At 50.1% G+C, this 20584-nt stretch carries 12 protein-coding genes and 2 tRNA genes; 9 read left to right on the top strand and 5 right to left on the bottom strand.

Translation table 11 applies throughout. The annotated features are described in order from the left end of the window. Nucleotides 1–11 precede the first annotated feature (11 nt). The 4 genes from recC to recD all read left to right on the top strand — a co-directional run bounded on the left by recC (nucleotide 12) and on the right by recD (nucleotide 11776). Nucleotides 12–3389, top strand: a complete 3378-nt coding sequence (gene recC / locus LC084_RS11960) for an exodeoxyribonuclease V subunit gamma (RefSeq protein ID WP_226571446.1) — start codon at nucleotides 12–14, stop codon at nucleotides 3387–3389. 103 nt (nucleotides 3390–3492) lie between these two features. After that, nucleotides 3493–6381, top strand: a complete 2889-nt coding sequence (gene ptrA / locus LC084_RS11955) for a pitrilysin (RefSeq protein WP_226571445.1) — start codon at nucleotides 3493–3495, stop codon at nucleotides 6379–6381. Continuing rightward, complete coding sequence (recB, locus tag LC084_RS11950) at nucleotides 6381–9932, top strand: exodeoxyribonuclease V subunit beta (RefSeq protein WP_226571444.1); 3552 nt, start codon at nucleotides 6381–6383, stop codon at nucleotides 9930–9932. Before ptrA ends, recB begins: the two co-directional genes overlap by 1 nt. After that, on the top strand, nucleotides 9929–11776 hold the full coding sequence (recD, locus tag LC084_RS11945) for an exodeoxyribonuclease V subunit alpha (protein ID WP_226571443.1): 1848 nt from the start codon (nucleotides 9929–9931) through the stop codon (nucleotides 11774–11776). The genes recB and recD overlap by 4 nt, the downstream gene beginning before the upstream one ends. Nucleotides 11777–11834: 58 nt before the next feature. Here the strand turns inward: recD and argA are convergent, their stop codons facing one another. Next, on the bottom strand, nucleotides 11835–13166 hold the full coding sequence (gene argA, locus LC084_RS11940) for an amino-acid N-acetyltransferase (RefSeq protein ID WP_226571442.1): 1332 nt from the start codon (nucleotides 13164–13166) through the stop codon (nucleotides 11835–11837). A 246-nt stretch (nucleotides 13167–13412) separates the two neighbouring features. On the opposite strand from argA, the gene amiC reads away from it, so the two are divergent. Further along, on the top strand, nucleotides 13413–14666 hold the full coding sequence (gene amiC / locus LC084_RS11935) for an N-acetylmuramoyl-L-alanine amidase AmiC (RefSeq protein WP_226571441.1): 1254 nt from the start codon (nucleotides 13413–13415) through the stop codon (nucleotides 14664–14666). A gap of 178 nt (nucleotides 14667–14844) precedes the next feature. Here the strand turns inward: amiC and LC084_RS11930 are convergent. Next, nucleotides 14845–14921, bottom strand: a tRNA-Met gene (locus tag LC084_RS11930). Nucleotides 14922–14982: 61 nt separating this feature from the next. After that, nucleotides 14983–15059: transfer RNA gene (locus tag LC084_RS11925), tRNA-Met, on the bottom strand. A gap of 206 nt (nucleotides 15060–15265) precedes the next feature. Between LC084_RS11925 and mltA the strand changes: the two genes are divergently transcribed. Then, entirely contained in the window at nucleotides 15266–16360 is a 1095-nt protein-coding gene (gene mltA / locus LC084_RS11920) for a murein transglycosylase A (RefSeq protein WP_226571440.1), read from the top strand. Between the two features lie 62 nt (nucleotides 16361–16422). Then, a complete protein-coding gene (tcdA, locus tag LC084_RS11915) occupies nucleotides 16423–17235 on the top strand; it encodes a tRNA cyclic N6-threonylcarbamoyladenosine(37) synthase TcdA (protein WP_226571439.1) in 813 nt (270 codons plus the stop codon). Between the two features lies 1 nt (nucleotide 17236). Here the strand turns inward: tcdA and csdE are convergent, their stop codons facing one another. Both csdE and csdA read right to left on the bottom strand, forming a co-directional pair. After that, on the bottom strand, nucleotides 17237–17671 hold the full coding sequence (csdE, locus tag LC084_RS11910; RefSeq protein ID WP_226571438.1) for a cysteine desulfurase sulfur acceptor subunit CsdE: 435 nt from the start codon (nucleotides 17669–17671) through the stop codon (nucleotides 17237–17239). Nucleotides 17672–17676: 5 nt separating this feature from the next. After that, complete coding sequence (csdA, locus tag LC084_RS11905) at nucleotides 17677–18882, bottom strand: cysteine desulfurase CsdA (protein WP_226571437.1); 1206 nt, start codon at nucleotides 18880–18882, stop codon at nucleotides 17677–17679. A gap of 190 nt (nucleotides 18883–19072) precedes the next feature. On the opposite strand from csdA, the gene LC084_RS11900 reads away from it, so the two are divergent. Both LC084_RS11900 and gcvA read left to right on the top strand, forming a co-directional pair. Beyond that, a complete protein-coding gene (locus tag LC084_RS11900) occupies nucleotides 19073–19300 on the top strand; it encodes a YgdI/YgdR family lipoprotein (protein ID WP_226571436.1) in 228 nt (75 codons plus the stop codon). A gap of 352 nt (nucleotides 19301–19652) precedes the next feature. Next, a complete protein-coding gene (gene gcvA, locus LC084_RS11895) occupies nucleotides 19653–20570 on the top strand; it encodes a glycine cleavage system transcriptional regulator GcvA (protein WP_064601081.1) in 918 nt (305 codons plus the stop codon). The last annotated feature ends 14 nt before the right edge of the window (nucleotides 20571–20584 follow it).

Below are 20584 nucleotides of genomic sequence, written 5' to 3'. Positions count from 1 at the left end.
CAGGAGTTTTTATGTTAAGGGTCTATCACTCAAATCGCCTTGATGTTCTGGAAGAAATAATGGCGTTTATTATTGAGCAACAACCATTACCCGATCCTTTCGCTGAAGAAGTGGTGTTGGTGCAAAGCACTGGGATGGCGCAATGGTTGCAAATGACTCTGGCGCAGAAATTCGGCATTGCCGCTAATATGTCATTCCCGTTACCAGCCCGTTTTATCTGGGAAATGTTTGTCACGGTTTTGCCTGGTATCCCACAGGAAAGCGCCTTCAGTAAACCAGGAATGACCTGGAAGCTTATGTCGCTGCTACCAGCCATGATAGAAGCGCCGGAGTTTGAGGCACTGCGTCACTATCTGGATGATGATATCGACCAGCGTAAGTGCTTTCAGCTTGCCTCCCGGGTTGCCGACCTCTATGACCAGTACCTGGTTTATCGTCCTGAATGGCTTACGGCCTGGGAAGAAGGGCAGTTACTTAGTGAGTTAGGTGATGCTCAGGTTTGGCAGGCACCGTTATGGCGGGCACTGGTTAAACACACCGCAGAACTCGGCCAGCCTGGCTGGCACCGCGCAGGGTTATACACCCGTTTTATCCATACCCTTGAAACCAGCGAAAAGGTGCCACAAGGCCTGCCTGCACGTGTTTTTATTTGTGGGATTTCTGCCTTACCACCGGTTTATCTCCAGGCGCTGGAAGCATTGGGAAGGCATATTGATGTTCATTTGTTATTTACCAACCCGTGTCGTTATTACTGGGGGGATATAAAAGACCAGGCCTGGCTCGCCCGTCTGGTTACCCGCCCACGTAAACGACACCAGTCGGAAGAATCCCGCCCATTGTTCAGAGATGAAGTAGCGCTGGATTCCTTGTTTGATGATAACGGTGAACAGGAGTTGCCTAACGCGTTACTGGCATCATGGGGGAAATTGGGGCGCGATTACACCTGGCTGTTGGCGGATCTAGAGCATATCAATGATTTGGATGTGTTCGTTGATGGTGAGCGTGACACGCTGTTGCACCGCCTGCAAGATGATGTGTTAACACTCAGCAATAGGGCGGAAGAAGGGCTGAGCCTGGAACGCTTCGAGCACAGCACTTATAAGCAGTGCCTGGCACCGGATGACGCCAGCCTGACTTTCCACCTGTGCCACAGCCCGCAGCGTGAAGTGGAAGTGTTGCATGATTATTTGCTGGCATTGCTGACAAGCCAGCCTGAATTATCGGCGCGTGACATCATCGTGATGGTTGCTGATATCGACAGTTATAGCCCTTATATTCAGGCCGTATTTGGTAGTGCGCAGGGTGATCGTTATGTCCCGTTTGCTATTTCCGACCGCCGTGCGAGCCAGGCTCACCCTGCAATGCAGGCTTTTTTGGCACTACTGGCACTGCCCGTTAGTCGTTTCACCTCGGAAGATGTACTGGCGTTACTTGAAGTTCCTGCAGTAGCTTCCCGGTTTGGCATTGATGAAGACGGGTTGGGTTATTTACGTCAGTGGGTGAATGAATCTGGGATTCGCTGGGGGTTGGACGATGACAATGTTCACGATCTTGGCTTACCTGTAACAGGCCAACATACCTGGCAATTCGGCCTGACACGTATGTTATTGGGCTATGCTATGGACAGTGCTGAAGGTGAGTGGCGGGATATACTGCCCTATGATGAATCCAGTGGTTTAGTCGCGGAACTTGCGGGCCAACTGGCAACATTGTTGTCTCGCCTGAAAACCTGGCGTGAAACACTTAATACCGCCCGCACACCACTGGAATGGTCGCCTGTATGCCATGAACTCCTGGCAGATTTTTTTGCACCTGACCCGGATGCAGAAGCCGCACTCGCGTTGGTTGAAAAACAGTGGCAAACCATCATCGACCAGGCGCTTGAGGCACAATATCAGCAACCTGTGCCGTTAAGTTTATTGTGTGATGAACTGACAGGCCGTTTGGACCAGGAACGCATCAGCCAACGTTTTCTTGCCGGGCCTGTTAATTTTTGTACGCTGATGCCCATGCGTTCTATTCCTTTTAAAGTCGTGTGCCTGCTGGGCATGAATGATGGCGTTTACCCCAGAACACTCTCGCCTTTGGGGTTTGATCTTATGAGCGAAAAACCGCGCAGGGGAGATCGCAGCAGGCGTGATGATGACAGGTATTTGTTCCTTGAAGCACTCATCTCTGCCAGGGAAAAACTCTATATCAGTTATGTAGGCCGTTCTGTGCAGGACAACAGCCTTCGTTACCCATCAGTTCTGGTTGAAGAGTTGATTGACTATGTCGCTCAAAGCCACTATTTGCCTGGTGATGAACAACTGGATATTGATACCAGCGCACATAAGGTGCGTGAGTATTTATTGCAGGTATACCCCCGCACCCCTTTCGATGCAGGAAACTTTATTCCCGGCGCTGTGCAACAGAGTTTTGCTCACGAATGGTTGCCCGCTGCTTCTGGCGTAGGGCAGCCCCAACCGCATTTTATTCGCCAACCCTTGGAAATGTTGCCAACTGAAGAGTTGTCGCTTGAAGCGTTACAACGTTTCTGGCGCCATCCCGTGAGAGCGTTTTTCCAGATGCGGTTGAGGATTAGTAATCATCTGGATGAAACAGAAATTCCTGATACTGAGCCCTTTGAGCTTGATAGCCTTGATCGTTTTCAGGTAAATCAGCAACTGCTTAATACGCTGGTAAACGGTGAAGACTCCTCCCGGCTATATCGCCGTTTCCGTGCGGCTGGCGCTTTACCTTATGGGCCATTTGGTGAGATTTTTTGGGCTCAGCAGCAAGGCGAGATGCAGGAAATTGCCAGCCTGGTATTGTCACAGCGCACACCTGATTCGGCTCAGGAAGTGAATATCTCATTGGCTGGCGTTAAGTTAACGGGCTGGTTACAGCATGTTCAGCCTGATGGTTTGTTACGCTGGCGGCCATCGGTGCTCAGTGTTGCGCATGGTCTGCAACTTTGGATTGAACACCTTGTCTATTGTGTTGGTGGCGGTACGGGGGAAAGCCGTTTATATGGGCGTAATGACTCTCATTGGGTGTTCCCACCATTGGAAAAGGATCTTGCTGAAAAGTATCTTGCCCAACTTATTGAAGGGTATCGTGAAGGATTGTCTCAGCCACTGGTTTTGCTGCCACTAAGTGGTGGGGCATGGATAAAAGCCTGTTACGATGCAGAGAATAGTGCCATTTTGTGGGATGAAGATACGCAAAAAAATGCCCGCCGTAAGCTGACTCAGGCATGGGAAGGTAACCAAATGGTGGCTGGCGAAGGTGAGGATATGTGGTTGCAGCGCCTGTGGCGTACCCTTGAGCCTGAATATTACCAGGCAATACTGCGTGAAGCAGAGCGTTTTTTGTTACCCCTGTTCAGGTACAACCAACCGAAATGAGATAAAAGAAAAGCCTGTAACGTTGCGAAAATGGGCAAGCAGGCATCGGTACTGAACAGTTCCAGATGATGAATAGCAAAGTTGTTAAAGGTGAGGTTTGTGAATGCCTAAGAGCAGTACCTGGTTTTATGCGCTGTTTGTTTATGTTGTGCTCTTTTGGGCTCCTTTAAGCCAGGCCGGTACAGGTTGGCAACCCATCCAGCAGACTATCCATAAAAGTGCGAACGACACTCGTCTGTATCAGGCTATAAAGCTTGATAATAATATGACGGTACTATTAGTTTCCGACCCACAGGCAGTGAAATCACTGTCAGCCCTCGTTGTTCCGGTGGGTTCACTACAGGACCCGGATAGCCACCTTGGGCTCGCGCATTATCTTGAGCATATGACGCTGATGGGATCAAAAAAATACCCGCAACCTGATTGCCTTGCCGAGTACCTCAAATTACATGGTGGCAGCCATAACGCCAGCACTGCACCCTACCGCACTGCATTTTACCTCGAGGTGGAGAACGATGCGCTCGCTGGTGCGGTTGACCGCCTGGCTGATGCCATTGAGCAGCCACTATTAGCGCCAGAATATGCAGAACGCGAGCGTAATGCGGTCAATGCTGAACTGACTCTTGCCCGTGAGCGTGATGGTATGCGTATGGCCCAGGTTAGTGCCGAAACCATTAATCCTGCACACCCGGCGGCACGTTTCTCTGGGGGCAACCTGGAAACACTGCGCGATAAACCCGGCAGTAAGTTGCTGGATGCATTGCACCATTTTCACGACAAGTACTACTCGGCAAATATCATGAAAGCGGTTATTTACAGTAATAAACCGCTGGCCGAATTAGCTGAACTGGCAGTGAAAACCTACGGGCGTGTTCCCGACAGGCATATTCAACGCCCTGAGGTAACCATCCCAGTTGTCACTAACGCACAAACTGGCATTGTTATCCATTATGTGCCGGCATTACCACGTAAAGTGGTGCGGGTTGAATTTCGCATCGCCAATAATAGCGATAAGTTTCGCAGTAAAACGGATGAACTTATTGGTTACCTGATTAGCAGCCGCAGTAAAAATACGTTATCTGACTGGCTACAAACCCAGGGCCTGGCGGACAGCATCCGTGCTGATTCTGATCCGGTGGTTGCTGGTAATAGCGGTGTTTTCGCTATTTCAGTTTCTCTCACAGATAAAGGCCTTGCTCACCGGGATGAAGTTGTGGCCGCTATTTTCCGCTACATCGACACCCTGAAAACGCAAGGTATCAGCAAGCGTTATTTTGATGAAATGGCGCACGTCCTTGCTTTAGATTTCCGCTTCCCCTCCATTACTCGCGATATGGATTATGTACAGTGGTTAGCCGATACCATGATTCGCGTGCCAGTCAGCCATGTTCTGGATGCTGGTAATATTGCGGACAAATATGACCCGCAGGCTATTGCCGCCCGGCTGGCCGAGATGACGCCACAGCATGCCCGTATCTGGTATATCAGCCCGAATGAGCCCCATAACAAGCTGGCATATTTTGTTCACGCGCCATATCAGGTCGATAACATCAGTGCGGAGAAATTTTCTGAATGGGTGAAATTTGGGCAGTCGCTCACGTTCACTTTGCCTGAGCTGAACCCCTATATTCCTGATGATTTCTCATTGATCAAACAGGATAAAAAATGGACGAAGCCTGAGCTTATTGTCAATGATCCAGGTTTGCGTGTGGTGTATCAGCCCAGCCGCTATTTTGCCAATGAGCCAAAGGCCAATGTGACATTAGTTCTGCGTAATCCACACGCAATGGATAGCGTGAAAAACCAGGTTATGTTCGCACTTAATGACTATATGGCGGGCCTGGCATTGGACCAGCTGAGCCAGCAGGCTGCGGTGGGGGGGATCCATTTTTCTACTAATGCCAACAGTGGGCTGATGGTTAGCGCTAATGGGTATACTCAGCGCCTGGCACCACTTTACCTTGATTTGTTGAAAGGCTATTTCAGCTATCAGCCAACGCAAGGGCAGCTTGAACAGGCTAAATCCTGGTATAAACAAATGCTGGCGTCGGCGGAAAAAGGTAAAGCCTATGAACTGGCTATTATGCCTGTACAGATGATGTCTCAGGTGCCGTATTTCGAGCGCCAGGCGCGGCGGGAACTCTTACCTTCCATTACAGTGCAGGATATTCTGGATTATCGCGAACAATTGAAAACGGGCAGCCGACCTGAATTTCTTGTGGTTGGTAACCTGACTACTGATGCTGCCCACCATCTGGCTACTCAGGTTCAACAGCTACTGGGCACAAAAGGCACTGAATGGACTCGTAACCGCTCTGTAGTGGTTGATCAACCACGGCACATTGTGTTTGAAAAAAACATATCCGGGAGTGATTCAGCACTGGCTGCAGTATTTGTACCATCAGGGTTTAACGAAAACACCAGTGCGGCATACAGTGAAGTGTTGGGGCAAATCATTCAGCCCTGGTTCTACAACCAACTGCGTACTCAGGAACAACTAGGCTATGCCGTTTTTGCCTTCCCTATGAGCGTTGGGCGTCAGTGGGGGCTGGGTTTCCTGTTGCAAAGTAATACCCGGCAACCGGCTCAATTGTGGCAACGCTATAACGCATTCTTTGCTGGAACGGAAAAACGGCTACGTGAAATGCCTGAACAGGAATTTGCTCAGGTTCAGCAAGCTGTAATTAGCCAGATACAGCAGGCGCCTCAGACTCTCGGAGACGAAGTGGCGAAAGTCAGCATGGATTTCGACCGGGCAAATATGGCGTTTGATAGTGATGATGCTGTTATCAGTGCTGTTCGCAGTTTAACACCTGCCAAAGTTGCAAACTTCTTCCGGCGGGCCGTTATTGAACATGATGGTATGGCGGTTATTTCCGAGGTTAGTGGAAACCAAAACGGGAAGGCTGAGTTTGCCGCACCTCAGGGTTGGAAACATTGGGATAGCGTTGAGGCGCTACAAAAGACGTTGCCTCAGTCGGGAGCTGAGTAATGCCAGAGCATAATAAGCCGACCACCCTTGAGCCTTTGCGTTTACCTTTGTCGGGGGCACGCTTAATTGAAGCGTCAGCCGGTACTGGCAAGACGTATACCATTGCTGCTCTTTATTTACGCCTGCTGTTAGGGTTAGGTGGCAATGCGGCTTTTGTGCGTCCGCTACCGGTGGAATCTATCCTGGTGGTGACATTTACCGAAGCGGCTACCGAAGAGTTACGTGGGCGTATACGCAGTAACATTCATGAATTGCGTATTGCCTGTGTGCGTGAAAATAGCACCAACCCGTTGTATCAACAGCTACTGGCTGAAATCAGCGACAAAAAACAGGCCGCCCGAATATTACTCCTTGCTGAACGGCAGATGGATGAAGCAGCCATTTTCACCATCCATGGGTTTTGCCAGCGGATGTTGAGCCTGAATGCATTTGAATCAGGTATGCCGTTTGAGCAGCAATTGATTGAAGATGAAACGGAATTACGCCAGAGAGCTTGTGCTGATTTCTGGCGGCGTCATTGTTATCCATTGAATAAGCCAGTTGCTCAGGCGGTCAGTGAATTATGGCCTGGCCCGCTGGCGCTATTACGCGACATTGGGCGTTACTTGTCTGGTGATGCTCCAGTGTTGAAGCAGCCAGTGGGCGAAGATGAAACGCTACAGGCACGCCACGATGCAATTATTCAGGCTATTGATACCCTGAAAAAACAGTGGCGGGGGTCTTCCGGCAACATTCCCGATATTATTGAAAACTCGGCTATTGACCGGCGTAAATATAACCGTAAGAACCAGGGCATCTGGTTCGATGCTGTTGAAGCGTGGGCGCAAAGCCCAACAGAAAATTATACATTTCCCGATGCGCTGAGCCGTTTTTCCCAGTCATTTCTTTACGAGCGCACTAAAGCAGAAGGCAATCCTCCCGAACATGCTCTTTTTGCTGCCATTGATGTGTTTCTTTCTCAGCCTCTGACCCTGCGCGATTTAGTTATTGCCCGGGCTCTTGCCGATATTCGTTACACCATAACCCAGGAAAAGCGTTACCGGGGTGAATTGGGGTTTGACGATATGTTAAGTCGCCTTGATCAGGCGTTGGCACAACCAGAAGGTGACAGCCTTGCCGCGGCAATCCGTGGGCGTTTCCCGGTTGCAATGATTGATGAGTTTCAGGATACAGACCCTCAGCAATATCGCATCTTCCGCCATATTTGGTTGGGCCAGGCTGAAACAGCCTTGTTACTGATTGGCGACCCTAAACAGGCCATTTACGCGTTTCGTGGCGCAGACATTTTTACTTATATGAAAGCGCGGGGCGAAGTTAGTGCTCACTATACGCTGGAGACTAACTGGCGCTCATCTCCGGCGATGGTTAGTAGTGTGAACCAACTGTTCAGCCACCTTGAAAATCCGTTTATGTTCGAGGAGATTCCCTTTCTGCCAGTGAACTCGGCACCGCGTAACCAGGGGCTGCGTTTTGTGCTTAATGGTGAGCCGCAGCCTGCAATGTCTGTTTGGTTAATGCCTGGGGAAGGTTGTGGTGTGATGGAGTACCAGCAAACCATGGCCCGCCAGTGTGCCAGCCAGATTCGTGACTGGCTTGTGGCTGGTGTGGCGGGTAACGCCGTGCTGGAACGTGAGGGAAAAACGCGCTCAGTATCAGCAGCCGATATGACGGTTCTGGTTCGTAGCCGCCAGGAAGCATCCTTGATGCGAGAAGCACTGAGTTTGCTGGGAATCCAATCTGTTTATCTCTCTAACCGCGATAGTGTTTTCAGTACCCAGGAAGCGCAGGATATTTTACGTGTCCTGCAAGCAGTGCTGAACCCGGAAAATGAATCCGGTATGCGTAGTGCGCTGGCAACCAGCCTGTTTGGGCTGGATGCCGCAACCCTTGAACAGTTATCCCAGAATGAAACGGCCTGGGACAACCTGGTTGATGAATTTGTTGGTTACCGCCAGCGCTGGCTGAAGCGAGGGGTATTGCCTATGTTGCGCACATTGCTCTCTCAGCGAAATCTGGCAGAAAACATCCTTGCAAGCCAGGATGGCGAACGGCGTCTGACAGATATTTTGCATGTAAGTGAATTATTACAGGAGGCGTCGGCTACCGCTGATAGTGAGCATGCGCTGGTTCGTTGGTTATCGCAACGCATTGCCGAACCGGACGATAATGCGAGTAGCCAGCAACTTCGCCTGGAAAGCGACAGGCACCTGGTTAAGATTGTGACAATTCATAAATCAAAAGGCCTTGAGTATCCTTTGGTGTGGCTGCCGTTTATTGCTAATTACCGGGCACAGGCGGAGGGGTTATACCACGACCGCCAGTCATTCCAGGCGGTACTGGATTTGCACAAAGAAAAAGCCAGCCTTGAATTGGCAGAAGCTGAACGGCTGGCCGAAGATTTGCGTTTACTCTATGTTGCGGTCACCCGGGCGATATGGCACTGCAGCTTAGGAATTGGCCCTTTATTCCGCGGTAACCGTGCCAAAAAAGGCGCGACTGATTTTCATTTAAGCGCGCCAGGGCACCTGATTCAGCAGGGGCAATCTTGTGATGCTGAGGGGCTCCGGCAGTGGCTGGCACAATTGTGTCAGGGAGATATTGCCTTAAAAGATATTGACCTTAGTGATGAAACCCCATGGTACCCGCCGTTATTGCCAGCAGATAACCTGGCTGCCCGTGAAGTACCACGGACACTGACTGATTTCTGGCGGGTAACCAGTTATTCCGGATTACAGCAACATGGTTCATCTGCTGGGCAGGTGTTATTACCCCGGCTGGATATTGATGCCATAGGCGCGGTCTCTTCTCCTAGTGAGCAAGCACTTACTATTCACACTTTCCCTCGTGGAGCCGTACCGGGCACATTTCTTCATAGCCTGTTTGAACAACTGGATTTTACTCAACCCGTTGATGCTGAATGGCTTCTGCAGCAACTACTTTCGGCAGGCTATGGCGCTGAATGGCTACCAGTTTTATTGCCCTGGTTTGAGGCCTTGCTCTGTGCACCTCTGGCGGAAAATGGCTTAACTCTGAATGCGTTATCAGAACAGGATAAACGGGTTGAAATGGAGTTTTACCTGCCGGTAGATACGCTTCTGGCTCCTGGCGAACTGGATACATTAATTCGCCAGCATGACCCATTGTCGGCACGTTCTCCGGCCCTGGATTTTCAGCAGGTGCGCGGCATGTTGAAGGGCTTTATTGATCTGACATTCCGCTGGCAGGGCCGCTATTATTTGCTGGACTACAAATCCAACTGGTTAGGCAGCACAAGCGAGGCATATACCCCCGAGGCTATGGCCAGGGCGATGTGTGAACATCGCTATGATCTCCAGTACCAGTTGTATACGCTGGCTCTGCATCGGTATTTGCGCCACCGGATGCCTGACTATGAATATCAGCATCATTTTGGTGGGGTCATTTACCTTTTTTTGCGTGGTGTGGAGCCCGGTTTACTCGGTAACGGTATCTTTACCACGCGGCCAGATGAAAAACTGGTATCAGCTATGGATGCACTATTTGCAGGACGCGACGTGGAGGCAGTGAAATGACGGCACCTTTGCTGGCGTTATTAGAACGGGCTGCTGCAGAGGGGCACTTTCGTTATCTCGATGTCCAGTTTGCCCAAATGGTTGCGGCGGGTGACCCTGCGGTTATGCTTGCTGCCGCAATTCTAAGCAGAGATACCGGTGAAGGGCACGTTTGTGTACCACTTGACCGTCTGACCCCGGAACGTAGCTTCTCTGGGCAGGCAGTCAGTTTAATCGGTGAGCCGCTGTTTGCTTGTGTCGGCCCGGTTGGCGACTGGCAGGAAAAACTGTTGCATAGTGATGCAGTCAGTAGCGAAGACGATGCCACACCGATAAAACTGTCAGCAGGGCGTTTGTATCTTGACCGATTGTGGCGCAATGAGCAGCGTGTTGCGCAGTTTTTCCGTGATGCCAATAAACTTTTACTTGTTGATGAATCTATTCTCTCTGGGGTATTGAATACTTTGTTCCCAGGAGACACGCCAGGGCCGGACTGGCAAAAAGTGGCTGCAGCTGTTGCTCTTACACGGCGCATTGCGGTGATCTCTGGGGGGCCAGGAACGGGCAAAACAACCACCGTAGCAAAACTGTTGGCTGCGCTGGTGCAGCTTTCAGAACCACCTTTGCCACGTATTCACCTTGCAGCACCCACAGGGAAAGCTGCTGCCCGCCTTACAGAATCTTTGGGGGCTGCGTTACAACGGTTGAATATGGATGCGTCTTTGAAGGCAGCAATGCCAGATGAAGCCAGTACATTGCACCGTTTATTAGGGGCAGTGCCGGGTAGCCAGTCGGTTCGTTATCACCAGGGGAATCCACTCCATCTTGATGTGCTGGTGGTTGATGAGGCATCCATGGTTGATTTGCCCATGATGTCCCGGTTACTGGCTGCTTTGCCACAACATGCACGTGTTATTTTTCTGGGTGACCGCGACCAGCTTGCTTCGGTGGAGGCAGGGGCTGTACTTGGGGATATTTGCCATTTTGTTGGTGAAGGTTTCAGCCCGCAACGTGCTGCTGAGCTATCGCGTCTGTGCCAGTGCTCTGTGCCTGCAGGCCAGGCGCAAGGGGTTGATGCTCTGCGTGATGCGATTTGCCTGTTACAGGAAAGCTACCGTTTTGGGAAAGACTCCGGTATTGGTTTCCTCGCTCGTGCGGTGAATGGTAACCAGGCTGCGGCTGTAAAGGCTGCATTTGAAGGGCGGTTTAATGATATTGCGCTATTCCCGATGGCGACGACGGACGATTACGCCAGTATGCTGGAGCAGATTGTCACTGCTCATCAGCCATTTCTTTCAGCCCTGAAGCAAGACAATGAACCACACAGTATTTTGCAGGCATTCGCAACCAGCCAGGTGCTGTGTGCGTTACGGGAAGGCTCCTTCGGCGTATCTGGTTTAAATACTCGAATCGAACAGGCTTTTTTTACAAAAAATTTGCTACAGCACCCAGTCAGAGAGTCTCGCTGGTATCACGGCCGCCCTGTAATGATTAACCGTAATGACAGTGGATTGGGGTTATTTAATGGCGATATTGGTATTACGTTAAATACGCCTGTTGGTTTGCGGGTATGGTTTTCTATGCCTGATGGTTCAGTTAAGTCTGTGCTGCCTGGGCGTTTACCTCCTCATGAAACAGCCTGGGCCATGACAGTTCATAAATCTCAGGGCTCGGAGTTTGACCATGCAGTGCTTGTCTTGCCGCCTGGCTGGAACCCGGTGATTTCACGCGAACTGGTCTACACCGCAGTTACGCGGGCAAAAAAACAACTCTCTGTATTTGCTGATATGCCTGTTTTGTTGCAGGCGGTGAAAAACCGCACGACAAGGCGTAGTGGTTTGCCCGAGGCGTTTAAAGCAGGTTAGTGGGGAAGCAAGACACTACTGGTGGCAGGCAGGTCCGCCACCAGCATGCAATGAGCTGTCAGGTCAGGTCGGCCATCAGCACTTTAGAGCGCCGCTGGTAGTTGTACATTTTCTTTTTGCTTTCGGGTAACGAGTCGATATCAACAGGTGTAAACCCACGCTCCTGAAACCAGTGAATACTCCGGGTTGTGAGCACAAACAGTTTATCCAGCCCAATTTGTTTTGCCTGGCTGGCAATCCGCTCCAGCAGTATTTCTCCTCGGGCAGAACTGCGATAGTCAGGATGCACAGCTACACAGGCCATCTCACCGATTTTTTCTTCCGGGAAGGGGTAGAGTGCTGCACAGGCTATTGTCAGGTTGTCTCGCTGAATAATGGTGAATTTATCAATTTCCATTTCTAATTGTTCGCGAGAGCGACGTACCAGAATACCTTGTTGTTCCAACGGGTGGATTAACTCAAGGATCCCACCAATATCGTTAATGGTTGCACGGCGAATCTGCTCCGCACTTTCCATAACAATCTGGGTACCGATACCATCGCGGGAGAACAATTCTTGTAGCAATGCGCCATCTTCCTGGTAGCTGATCAGATGGCTGCGGCGTACTCCACTGCGGCAGGCTTTTACTGCTCCACGCAGGAAGCGCACTGTACCTGAATAATAATCACCTTCTGCTTCAAGCGCATCCACGCGTTGCTGTGCTTCATTTGGGAAGAGTTCAGAAATAATATTTCCTTCTGCGTCTGTCACACCTTGTGAGGAGCAAAAGCCAATCATTTTTTCTGCTTTCAATTTAATTGCCAGTTGTGTGGCAATTTCTTCCGATGTCAGGTTAAAACTTTCCCCAGTAACGGATACGGCAACTGGGCCCATCAGCACAATGGCACCGCTATCAAGTTGGCGATGAATAGCTTCTTCATCAATCCGGCGAATACGGCCGCTGTGGCAATAATCAATACCATCGTCCACACCCAGGGGTTGAGCGATAATAAAGTTACCACTGACGACATTAATATGTGCCCCTTGCAAAGGCGTATTGTTCAGGCTCATCGACAGGCGAGCGGTGATATCCAGTTGCAACAGGCCAGCCGCCTGTTTCACCAGTTCCAACGTTTTACTGTCTGTGACACGAGTATTCTTATGATAAACAGGTTCGTGGTGGTGCTCGGCAAGGTTGGCATCAATTTGTGGGCGCGCACCATATACCACAACCAGGCGAATACCCAGGCTGTGTAGTAAACCAATATCATTGACAATACTGGAGAAATTCTCATGCTCAATGGCTTCTCCGCCCAACATGATGACAAAGGTTTTCCCTCTGTGTGCGTTAATATAGGGGACAGAATGGCGGAATCCCTGCACCAACTCGATTCTACGCTCCTTTACCACGGCAACACCCTCAATGCATGATTATTCGAAATAAGTGTATTTTTATTCTTTTATGGGGTTGGGTGCAAGCCTAAATTTTCCCTTGCGAATTGTATGGTTTTTTTGCCGAAGCCTTATTTGTTGAGGTTTGTTTACCCTTTTATAGATGACAGGCGCACAACCTTTCGTTAAAGTTCCAATTTAATATTTACCGTTGTGGCACATTTCGGCCTGGCAACGTAGCGTTTTTAAATGCTCAGGAGAAGCATGTCAGACTCTCATTCATTGTTTAGCCGTCGAAATTTACTTAAAGGCGCTGGCGCGATGTGGCTACTGAGCGTTAGCCCGTTGAGTTTTGCCGCTGCAAGCCATGTTATTGCTATTCGCGTCTGGCCAGCATCAAGTTATACGCGTGTGACTGTTGAATCCAATCATCAGCTTCAATATAAGCAGTTTGCGCTGAGTAACCCATCTCGCCTTGTTCTGGATATCGAAGGTGTACAGTTAAATTCAGTGCTGAAAGGGCTGGGTAATCTTATCCATGCCGATGATCCTTATATTCGTTCCGCTCGTGTTGGTCAGTTCGATCCCCATACTGTGCGCCTGGTATTTGAGCTGAAACAAAATGTCACGCCTCATTTATTTGCGTTGGCACCTGTTGCTGAATTCAAAGAACGCCTTGTTATGGATCTTTACCCGGCTAATGCGTCCAATGAGCAGGATCCGTTGTTGGCATTGCTGGAAGATTACAATAATGGCGATCTGGATAAAAAAATGCCCGCACAACCACAGGGCCCACAACCAGGTAAAGCTGGGCGCGATCGTCCTATTGTTATCATGATAGATCCCGGGCATGGCGGTGAGGATCCGGGGGCCATTGGGAAATATAAAACACGCGAAAAAGATATTGTGCTGAAAATTGCTCGCCGTTTACGGTCACTGATTGATAAGCAGGCCAATATGAAGGCCTACATGACCCGTAATGAAGATGTCTTTATTCCACTGAAAGTTCGGGTAGCAAAAGCGCAGAAACAACGGGCAGATTTGTTTGTTTCGATACACGCAGATGCATTTACCAGCCGTGAAGCTCGTGGTTCGTCTGTGTTCGCATTATCAACAAAAGGCGCGACCAGCACCGCCGCTAAATACCTGGCACAGACTCAGAATGCCGCCGACTTAATTGGTGGTGTCAGTAAAAGTGGTGATCGCTATTTGGATCACACCATGTTCGATATGGTGCAGTCGTTGACTATCACTGACAGCCTGAAGTTTGGCAAAGAAGTGCTGAATAAATTAGGGCGAGTGAATCGTCTGCATAAAAATCGGGTGGACCAGGCCGGTTTTGCTGTTTTGAAAGCACCTGAAATTCCTTCTATCCTGGTTGAAACCGCATTTATCAGTAATGTGGAAGAAGAGCGTAAACTCAAAACGGCCAAGTTCCAGCAGGAAGTGGCTGAATCTATTTTCTCCGGAATACAGGCTTATTTCTCAGACAGTTCTAAACTGGCTCGCCGAAGTTAACCCACAGTGACAACACCAGTAAAGAAGAGCTAACCATGTTCTTCTTTGCTGTCGTCTACATAAAATATGGGGTAGTGCCTGGTGAATACTGCCGGTGGGTGCGTTTCAGGTAATGAAGTGTTGTAAGGATTTTTTGGGCGCTGAAAACAAAAAAACACCCATCTGGGTGTTAATTTATTGGTTGCGGGGGCCGGATTTGAACCGACGACCTTCGGGTTATGAGCCCGACGAGCTACCAGGCTGCTCCACCCCGCGTCCGTCTTTCTTTTTCACTTTTTTATTTTGTAAACAGCGTATAACGCTTAATCTACAAAATTGGTTGCGGGGGCCGGATTTGAACCGACGACCTTCGGGTTATGAGCCCGACGAGCTACCAGGCTGCTCCACCCCGCGTCTGTGGAAGCGCACTATACACTCATCATGTTGTGATGCAACCTTTTTTTAAATCAACATGCTGATTCGTACCAGCGCTGGCGAAATATTCATCTTTATGCTGGATTTTTGCTCATATCATAGGTTGGCGCGAGTCAGCTGATTTTATTCAGGCACCGGGTTTGTTATCTTCGCGAAGCGAACGTAGTTATAACGAAGGGAAAATCATGAAATCTTATTGGGGGAAGGTGTTAATTGCAGGCTGTCTGGCGACCATGCTGGCGGCGTGTTCCTCAAAACCGACGGACCGTGGTCAACAATATAAAGACGGTGAGCTTACTCAACCTTTTTCACTGGTGAACCAACCGGATGCGGTGGGGGCTCCAATTAACGCTGGTGATTTTGCGAAGCAGGTGGGGCTTATTCAGGGGGCTTCGCCCCGGTTGTATAGTTCTCAGAGCGCTATCTATGATGCAGTAGAACGGTGGTTGCGCTCAGGTGGCGATACCCGCACATTGCGCCAGTTTGGTATTGATGCCTGGCAAATGCAGGGCGTTGATAATTACGGCAACGTGCAGTTCACTGGTTATTACACACCGGTTATTCAGGCCCGCCATACCCGGCAGGGCGCTTTCCAGTACCCCATTTACCGTATGCCACCAAAACGGGGGCGGTTACCGTCTCGTGCCCAGATATACGCTGGTGCGTTGAGCGACAACTATGTGCTTGCCTGGAGCAATTCCCTGATGGACAACTTCATTATGGATGTCCAGGGAAGTGGTTATGTTGATTTCGGCGATGGCGAACCCCTAACATTCTTTGGTTATGCCGGTAAAAATGGCCATGCCTATGTGAGTATCGGTAAGGTGTTAATCGACCGGGGTGAAGTGAAGCGTGAAGATATGTCTATGCAGGCTATTCGTGAATGGGGCCAGCAACACAGTGAAGCAGAAGTCCGCGAACTGCTTGAGCAGAACCCTTCTTTTGTTTTCTTTAAACCAGAAAAAATGGCCCCGGTAAAAGGTGCCAGCGCGGTGCCGTTAGTAGGCCGGGCATCCGTGGCTTCCGACCGTTCGATTGTACCGGCTGGCAGCACGATTCTGGCAGAGGTGCCCGTGCTGGATGACAACGGCAAATTCGCAGGCCAGTATGAGTTGCGGGTGATGGTCGCGCTTGATGTTGGTGGGGCGATTAAAGGCCAGCATTTCGATATTTATCAGGGGATTGGCGATGCAGCAGGTCATCGTGCTGGCTGGTTTAACCATTATGGCCGTGTTTGGGTGCTGAAAACAGCGCCAGGAACCGGTATATTTAGTGGCTGACTCTCTTCCTTGCGGGCTGGATAATCCAGCCCGTTTTATTTGTAGAATATCTGAGGTTTTTCATGGCTGTCGTACTGACGGATGCCTGGCTGCAACGCTTTGGCGGTACTGCAAGGCTTTATGGGCGCGGGGCTCTGCAGTGTTTTGCTGATGCACATATTTGCGTTGTTGGCATTGGTGGCGTGGGCTCGTGGGTTGCGGAAGCACTGGCGCGAACTGGTGTGGGTGCGATTACGCTGATTGATATGGATGATGTTTGTGTCACCAACACCAACCGGCAGATACACGCATTGCAGGGGAATGTCGGGCTGGCAAAAGCTGAAGTAATGGCGCAACGTATTGCGGCAATCAACCCGGAATGCCAGGTGACGGTTGTGGATGATTTTGTGACCCAGGATAACGTGGCGCAATTGCTGGATAAAGGCTTTAGCTACGTCATTGATGCAATCGACAGTGTGCGCCCTAAAGCTGCACTGATAGCCTGGTGCCGGCGCAATAAAGTCCCTTTGGTTACAACGGGGGGCGCGGGTGGCCAAATTGATCCGACCCAGATTCAGGTGGCGGATCTGGCTAAAACTATCCAGGATCCTCTGGCTGCAAAAGTCCGCGAGCGCCTGAAAAGTGATTTCGGCGTGGTGAAAAACAGCAAAGGAAAGCTGGGTGTAGACTGTGTTTTCTCTACCGAAGCGTTGGTGTACCCACAACTGGATGGCACCGTTTGTGCGGCTAAAAGCACTGCTGAAGGGCCTAAACGCATGGATTGTGCTTCCGGATTTGGTGCGGCAACGATGGTTACCGCAACGTTCGGTTTTATCGCCGTATCTCATGCATTGAAAAAGATGCTGGCGAAAGCCGCCCGCCAGGCTCAGGGCTAACTTAACTGAGTGCCGCTTCTCTCACCGCTGCTTCCAGTGCATTAAGCCCCTGGTTGCGGCTGGCGCTTAATTGTGCTCGCAGCCCTAAGGTTTCAAACAGTTCCAGCGGGCTGGTAGTTTGAAGTTGTGTGCGGGTTTTGCCTTCAATACTGGTTAACAAGATTGCCAGTAAACCGCGCACTATTCGCCCTTCGCTGTCACCAAAGAAATGAAACTGCCCATTTTCAGCCTGCTCCCACCCAAGCCATAAACGGTTTTCACACCCACTGATTTCGTGTGCCTGTTCCCGTTCAGCACCGGGCAGTGGTGGGAGTTTTTTACCCAGCAGAATTAACTGGCGGTATTTTTCTTCCCAGGTTGTGAGATGAGTAAACTCGTTTTGCAAAGACTCTGGCGTTATCAGTGTTCCGAAAGGGTGCTGCCCGGTTAAAGTCATATGGCTTAGTCCAACAAGATTGACAGCGCCTGGTCAAACGCTGCGACCAGTGCGGCAACATCGTCTGGCGTATTATAAGGCGCAAATGAAACCCGTAGTGTACCTGACACACCCAGAGCAGCAAGCAGGGGTTGTGCGCAGTGCTGGCCAGCACGTAAAGCGATACCCGCGCTACTAAGCAGTGTTGCTATGTCACTGTGGTGCAGGCCATCAACCGTGAAAGCGAACAGGCTGGCGTGGGGAGCCCGGAACAGCCGGACACCGGGCCTTTGTGCTAACTGCTGTGCTGCGCTGTCGGCTAACTGGCAAGCCCAGGCTTCCGCCTGAGTAGTATCAAGGTGTTCCAGCCATTGCAGTGCCGCATTCAGGCCTGCAACACCCGCTATGTTCGGGGTGCCTGCTTCGAAGCGCCAGGGGGCCGGTTGTGTGGTAAACCCGGCAAAGGAAACGTCAGTAATCATTTTCCCACCACCCAGCAATGGTGACATATCTGCCAACAGTTCTGCTTTCCCGTACAGTACGCCAAGACCTGTCGGGCCATACAGTTTGTGGGCTGAGAATGCATAAAAATCGCAATCCAGTGCGGTGAGGTCTGGCGGGTTGTGCACAATGCCTTGTGCGCCATCGACGACAACATATGCTCCGGCCTGGTGGGCCAGTTTGATCGCCCGAGCAAGGTCTGGCTGGCCACCCGTAACATTAGACATTTGGCCAACCGCCAAAAGTTTACTGCGGGAGGTCAGCAGACCTGGCAATAAGTGAATATCGGGCAAACCTTCACTGTTGACGGGCCATTTCACCACCCTGGCTCCGGTTTGTTCAGCCACCATGAGCCAGGGCACCAGGTTAGCGTGGTGCTCTGCTTCACTGACGATAATTTCATCTTCGGCATGCAAGCGATAGCGGGCAAACCCCTGGGCTACAAGGTTAATTGCTTCCGTTGTTCCTCGTGTCCATACCATGGTTTTAGGGTCTGCAACATTCAGGTATTGGGCCACCAGATTGCGGGTGTTTTCATATTGCTCTGTTTGCTTTTGAGCCTGTGCGGAATGGCTACGGTGAACATTACCACCGCTGCTTTTATAGAATGTTGTTGTCGCGTCAATAACTGCATCAGGTTTCAAGGCCGTTGCTGCGCTATCGAGATAAATAGTGCCATCATTCAGCGCGGGGAATTGGGCGCGAAACTGGCTGGGATTAAATGATTTCATGCTTTTCCTCATTTCATGGCGTTGATCGTGGCGTATTTTGAACCGTTGTACAAGCCATGGCGGGGATTCAGATTCCTCCAGGAATAAAAATGGCTATCCAGGAGTTTGTTATGCTGAATAGTGTTAGTAAATTTCTTTTCAATAGTGTGGCTGCGTTATAAAGCAGCATCTCATACTGAAGGAGGCGAGAATGACAAAGGTTTATGCAATGCTGTGTGCGGGGATGATGACACTGGCACTTTCAGCCTGCTCCGGAACCAATTATGTGATGCACACCAATGATGGCAGAACGATTGTCACTCAAGGGAAACCCTCAACTGATGATGAAACCGGCATGATTAAATATGAAGATGCCAGTGGGGCTCACCAGCAGATAAACCGTTCAGATGTAAAAGAAATGACGGCGCTGGATGACTGATATACGCTGGTATTGAGGCAAAAAAAAGCACCGCAAATTGCGGTGCTATACAAATCACTATGGACAGACAGGGTAAATGTACAGGAAGTGAAAAAGGCAGCCTTTGCCGCCGGGGTCTGAATAGCAGACCAATGCAAACACAACAACACAACATCACAACCGTAAGCCAAAAGCCCCTCTAAAACCTTCATTTCAGAATAGCTTTTCGTTCCGGCTCAGGAAGTGACGCCACTATAGGTATTTGCTGGTGCAACCTCAACGGACAATTTATAATGGCTCAGATAAAAAAAACTAATAGGTTAAACTCTGTTTCCTGTTTGTTATTATTGGTTAACATAAAAGCCAGGCAAAGATGTCAAAGCGACTTCCTCCTCTTAATGCATTACGTGTGTTTGATGCTGCAGCACGCCATTTGAGCTTTACTAAAGCGGCTGAAGAATTGTTCGTTACTCAGGCTGCGGTAAGCCACCAAATAAAGTCTCTGGAGGATTTCCTGGGGCTTAAATTATTCCGGCGTCGTAATCGTTCCCTCCTGCTTACAGAAGAAGGGCAGAGTTATTTTCTCGATATCAAAGAGATTTTCTCTCAGTTAACTGAGGCCACGCGGAAATTACAGGCGCGCAGTGCGAAAGGGGCGTTGACGGTCAGTTTACTGCCCAGTTTTGCTATACAGTGGCTGGTGCCGCGGTTATCCAGTTTTAACGCTGATTACCCGGGTATTGACGTGCGTATTCAGGCTGTGGACAGGCAGGAAGATAAATTGGCAGATGACGTCGATGTGGCTATTTTTTATGGCCGGGGAAACTGGCCGGGCCTGCGCGTCGAAAAGCTTTATGCCGAGTATTTACTTCCTGTGTGCTCGCCGTTGTTGTTAACCGGAGATAAACCGTTAAAATCCCCTGAGGATTTAATTCAGCATACGCTTTTGCATGATGCGTCGCGCCGTGACTGGCAAGCCTATACCCGGCAATTGGGGCTGGCGCATATTAATGTGCAACAGGGACCGATATTTAGCCACAGCTCAATGGTGTTGCAGGCTGCTATCCATGGGCAAGGGATTGCGTTAGCCAATAATGTTATGGCGCAATCTGAGATTGAAGCAGGCCGCCTGGTCTGTCCTTTCAATGATGTGCTGGTAAGTAAAAATGCGTTCTATCTGGTTTGTCATGACAGCCAGGCGGAACTGGGAAAAATCGCAGCCTTCCGGCAGTGGATCCTTGCGAAAGCGGCCAGTGAACAAGAAAAATTCCGTTTTCGTTATGATCATTAATCCGTGCCGTTGGG

Source organism: Mangrovibacter yixingensis, from assembly GCF_020523985.1.
GTDB classification, from domain to species: domain Bacteria; phylum Pseudomonadota; class Gammaproteobacteria; order Enterobacterales; family Enterobacteriaceae; genus Mangrovibacter; species Mangrovibacter yixingensis.
The sequence above is the reverse complement of the archived record's forward strand: the minus strand, read 5'-3'. Positions and strand labels throughout refer to the sequence as shown.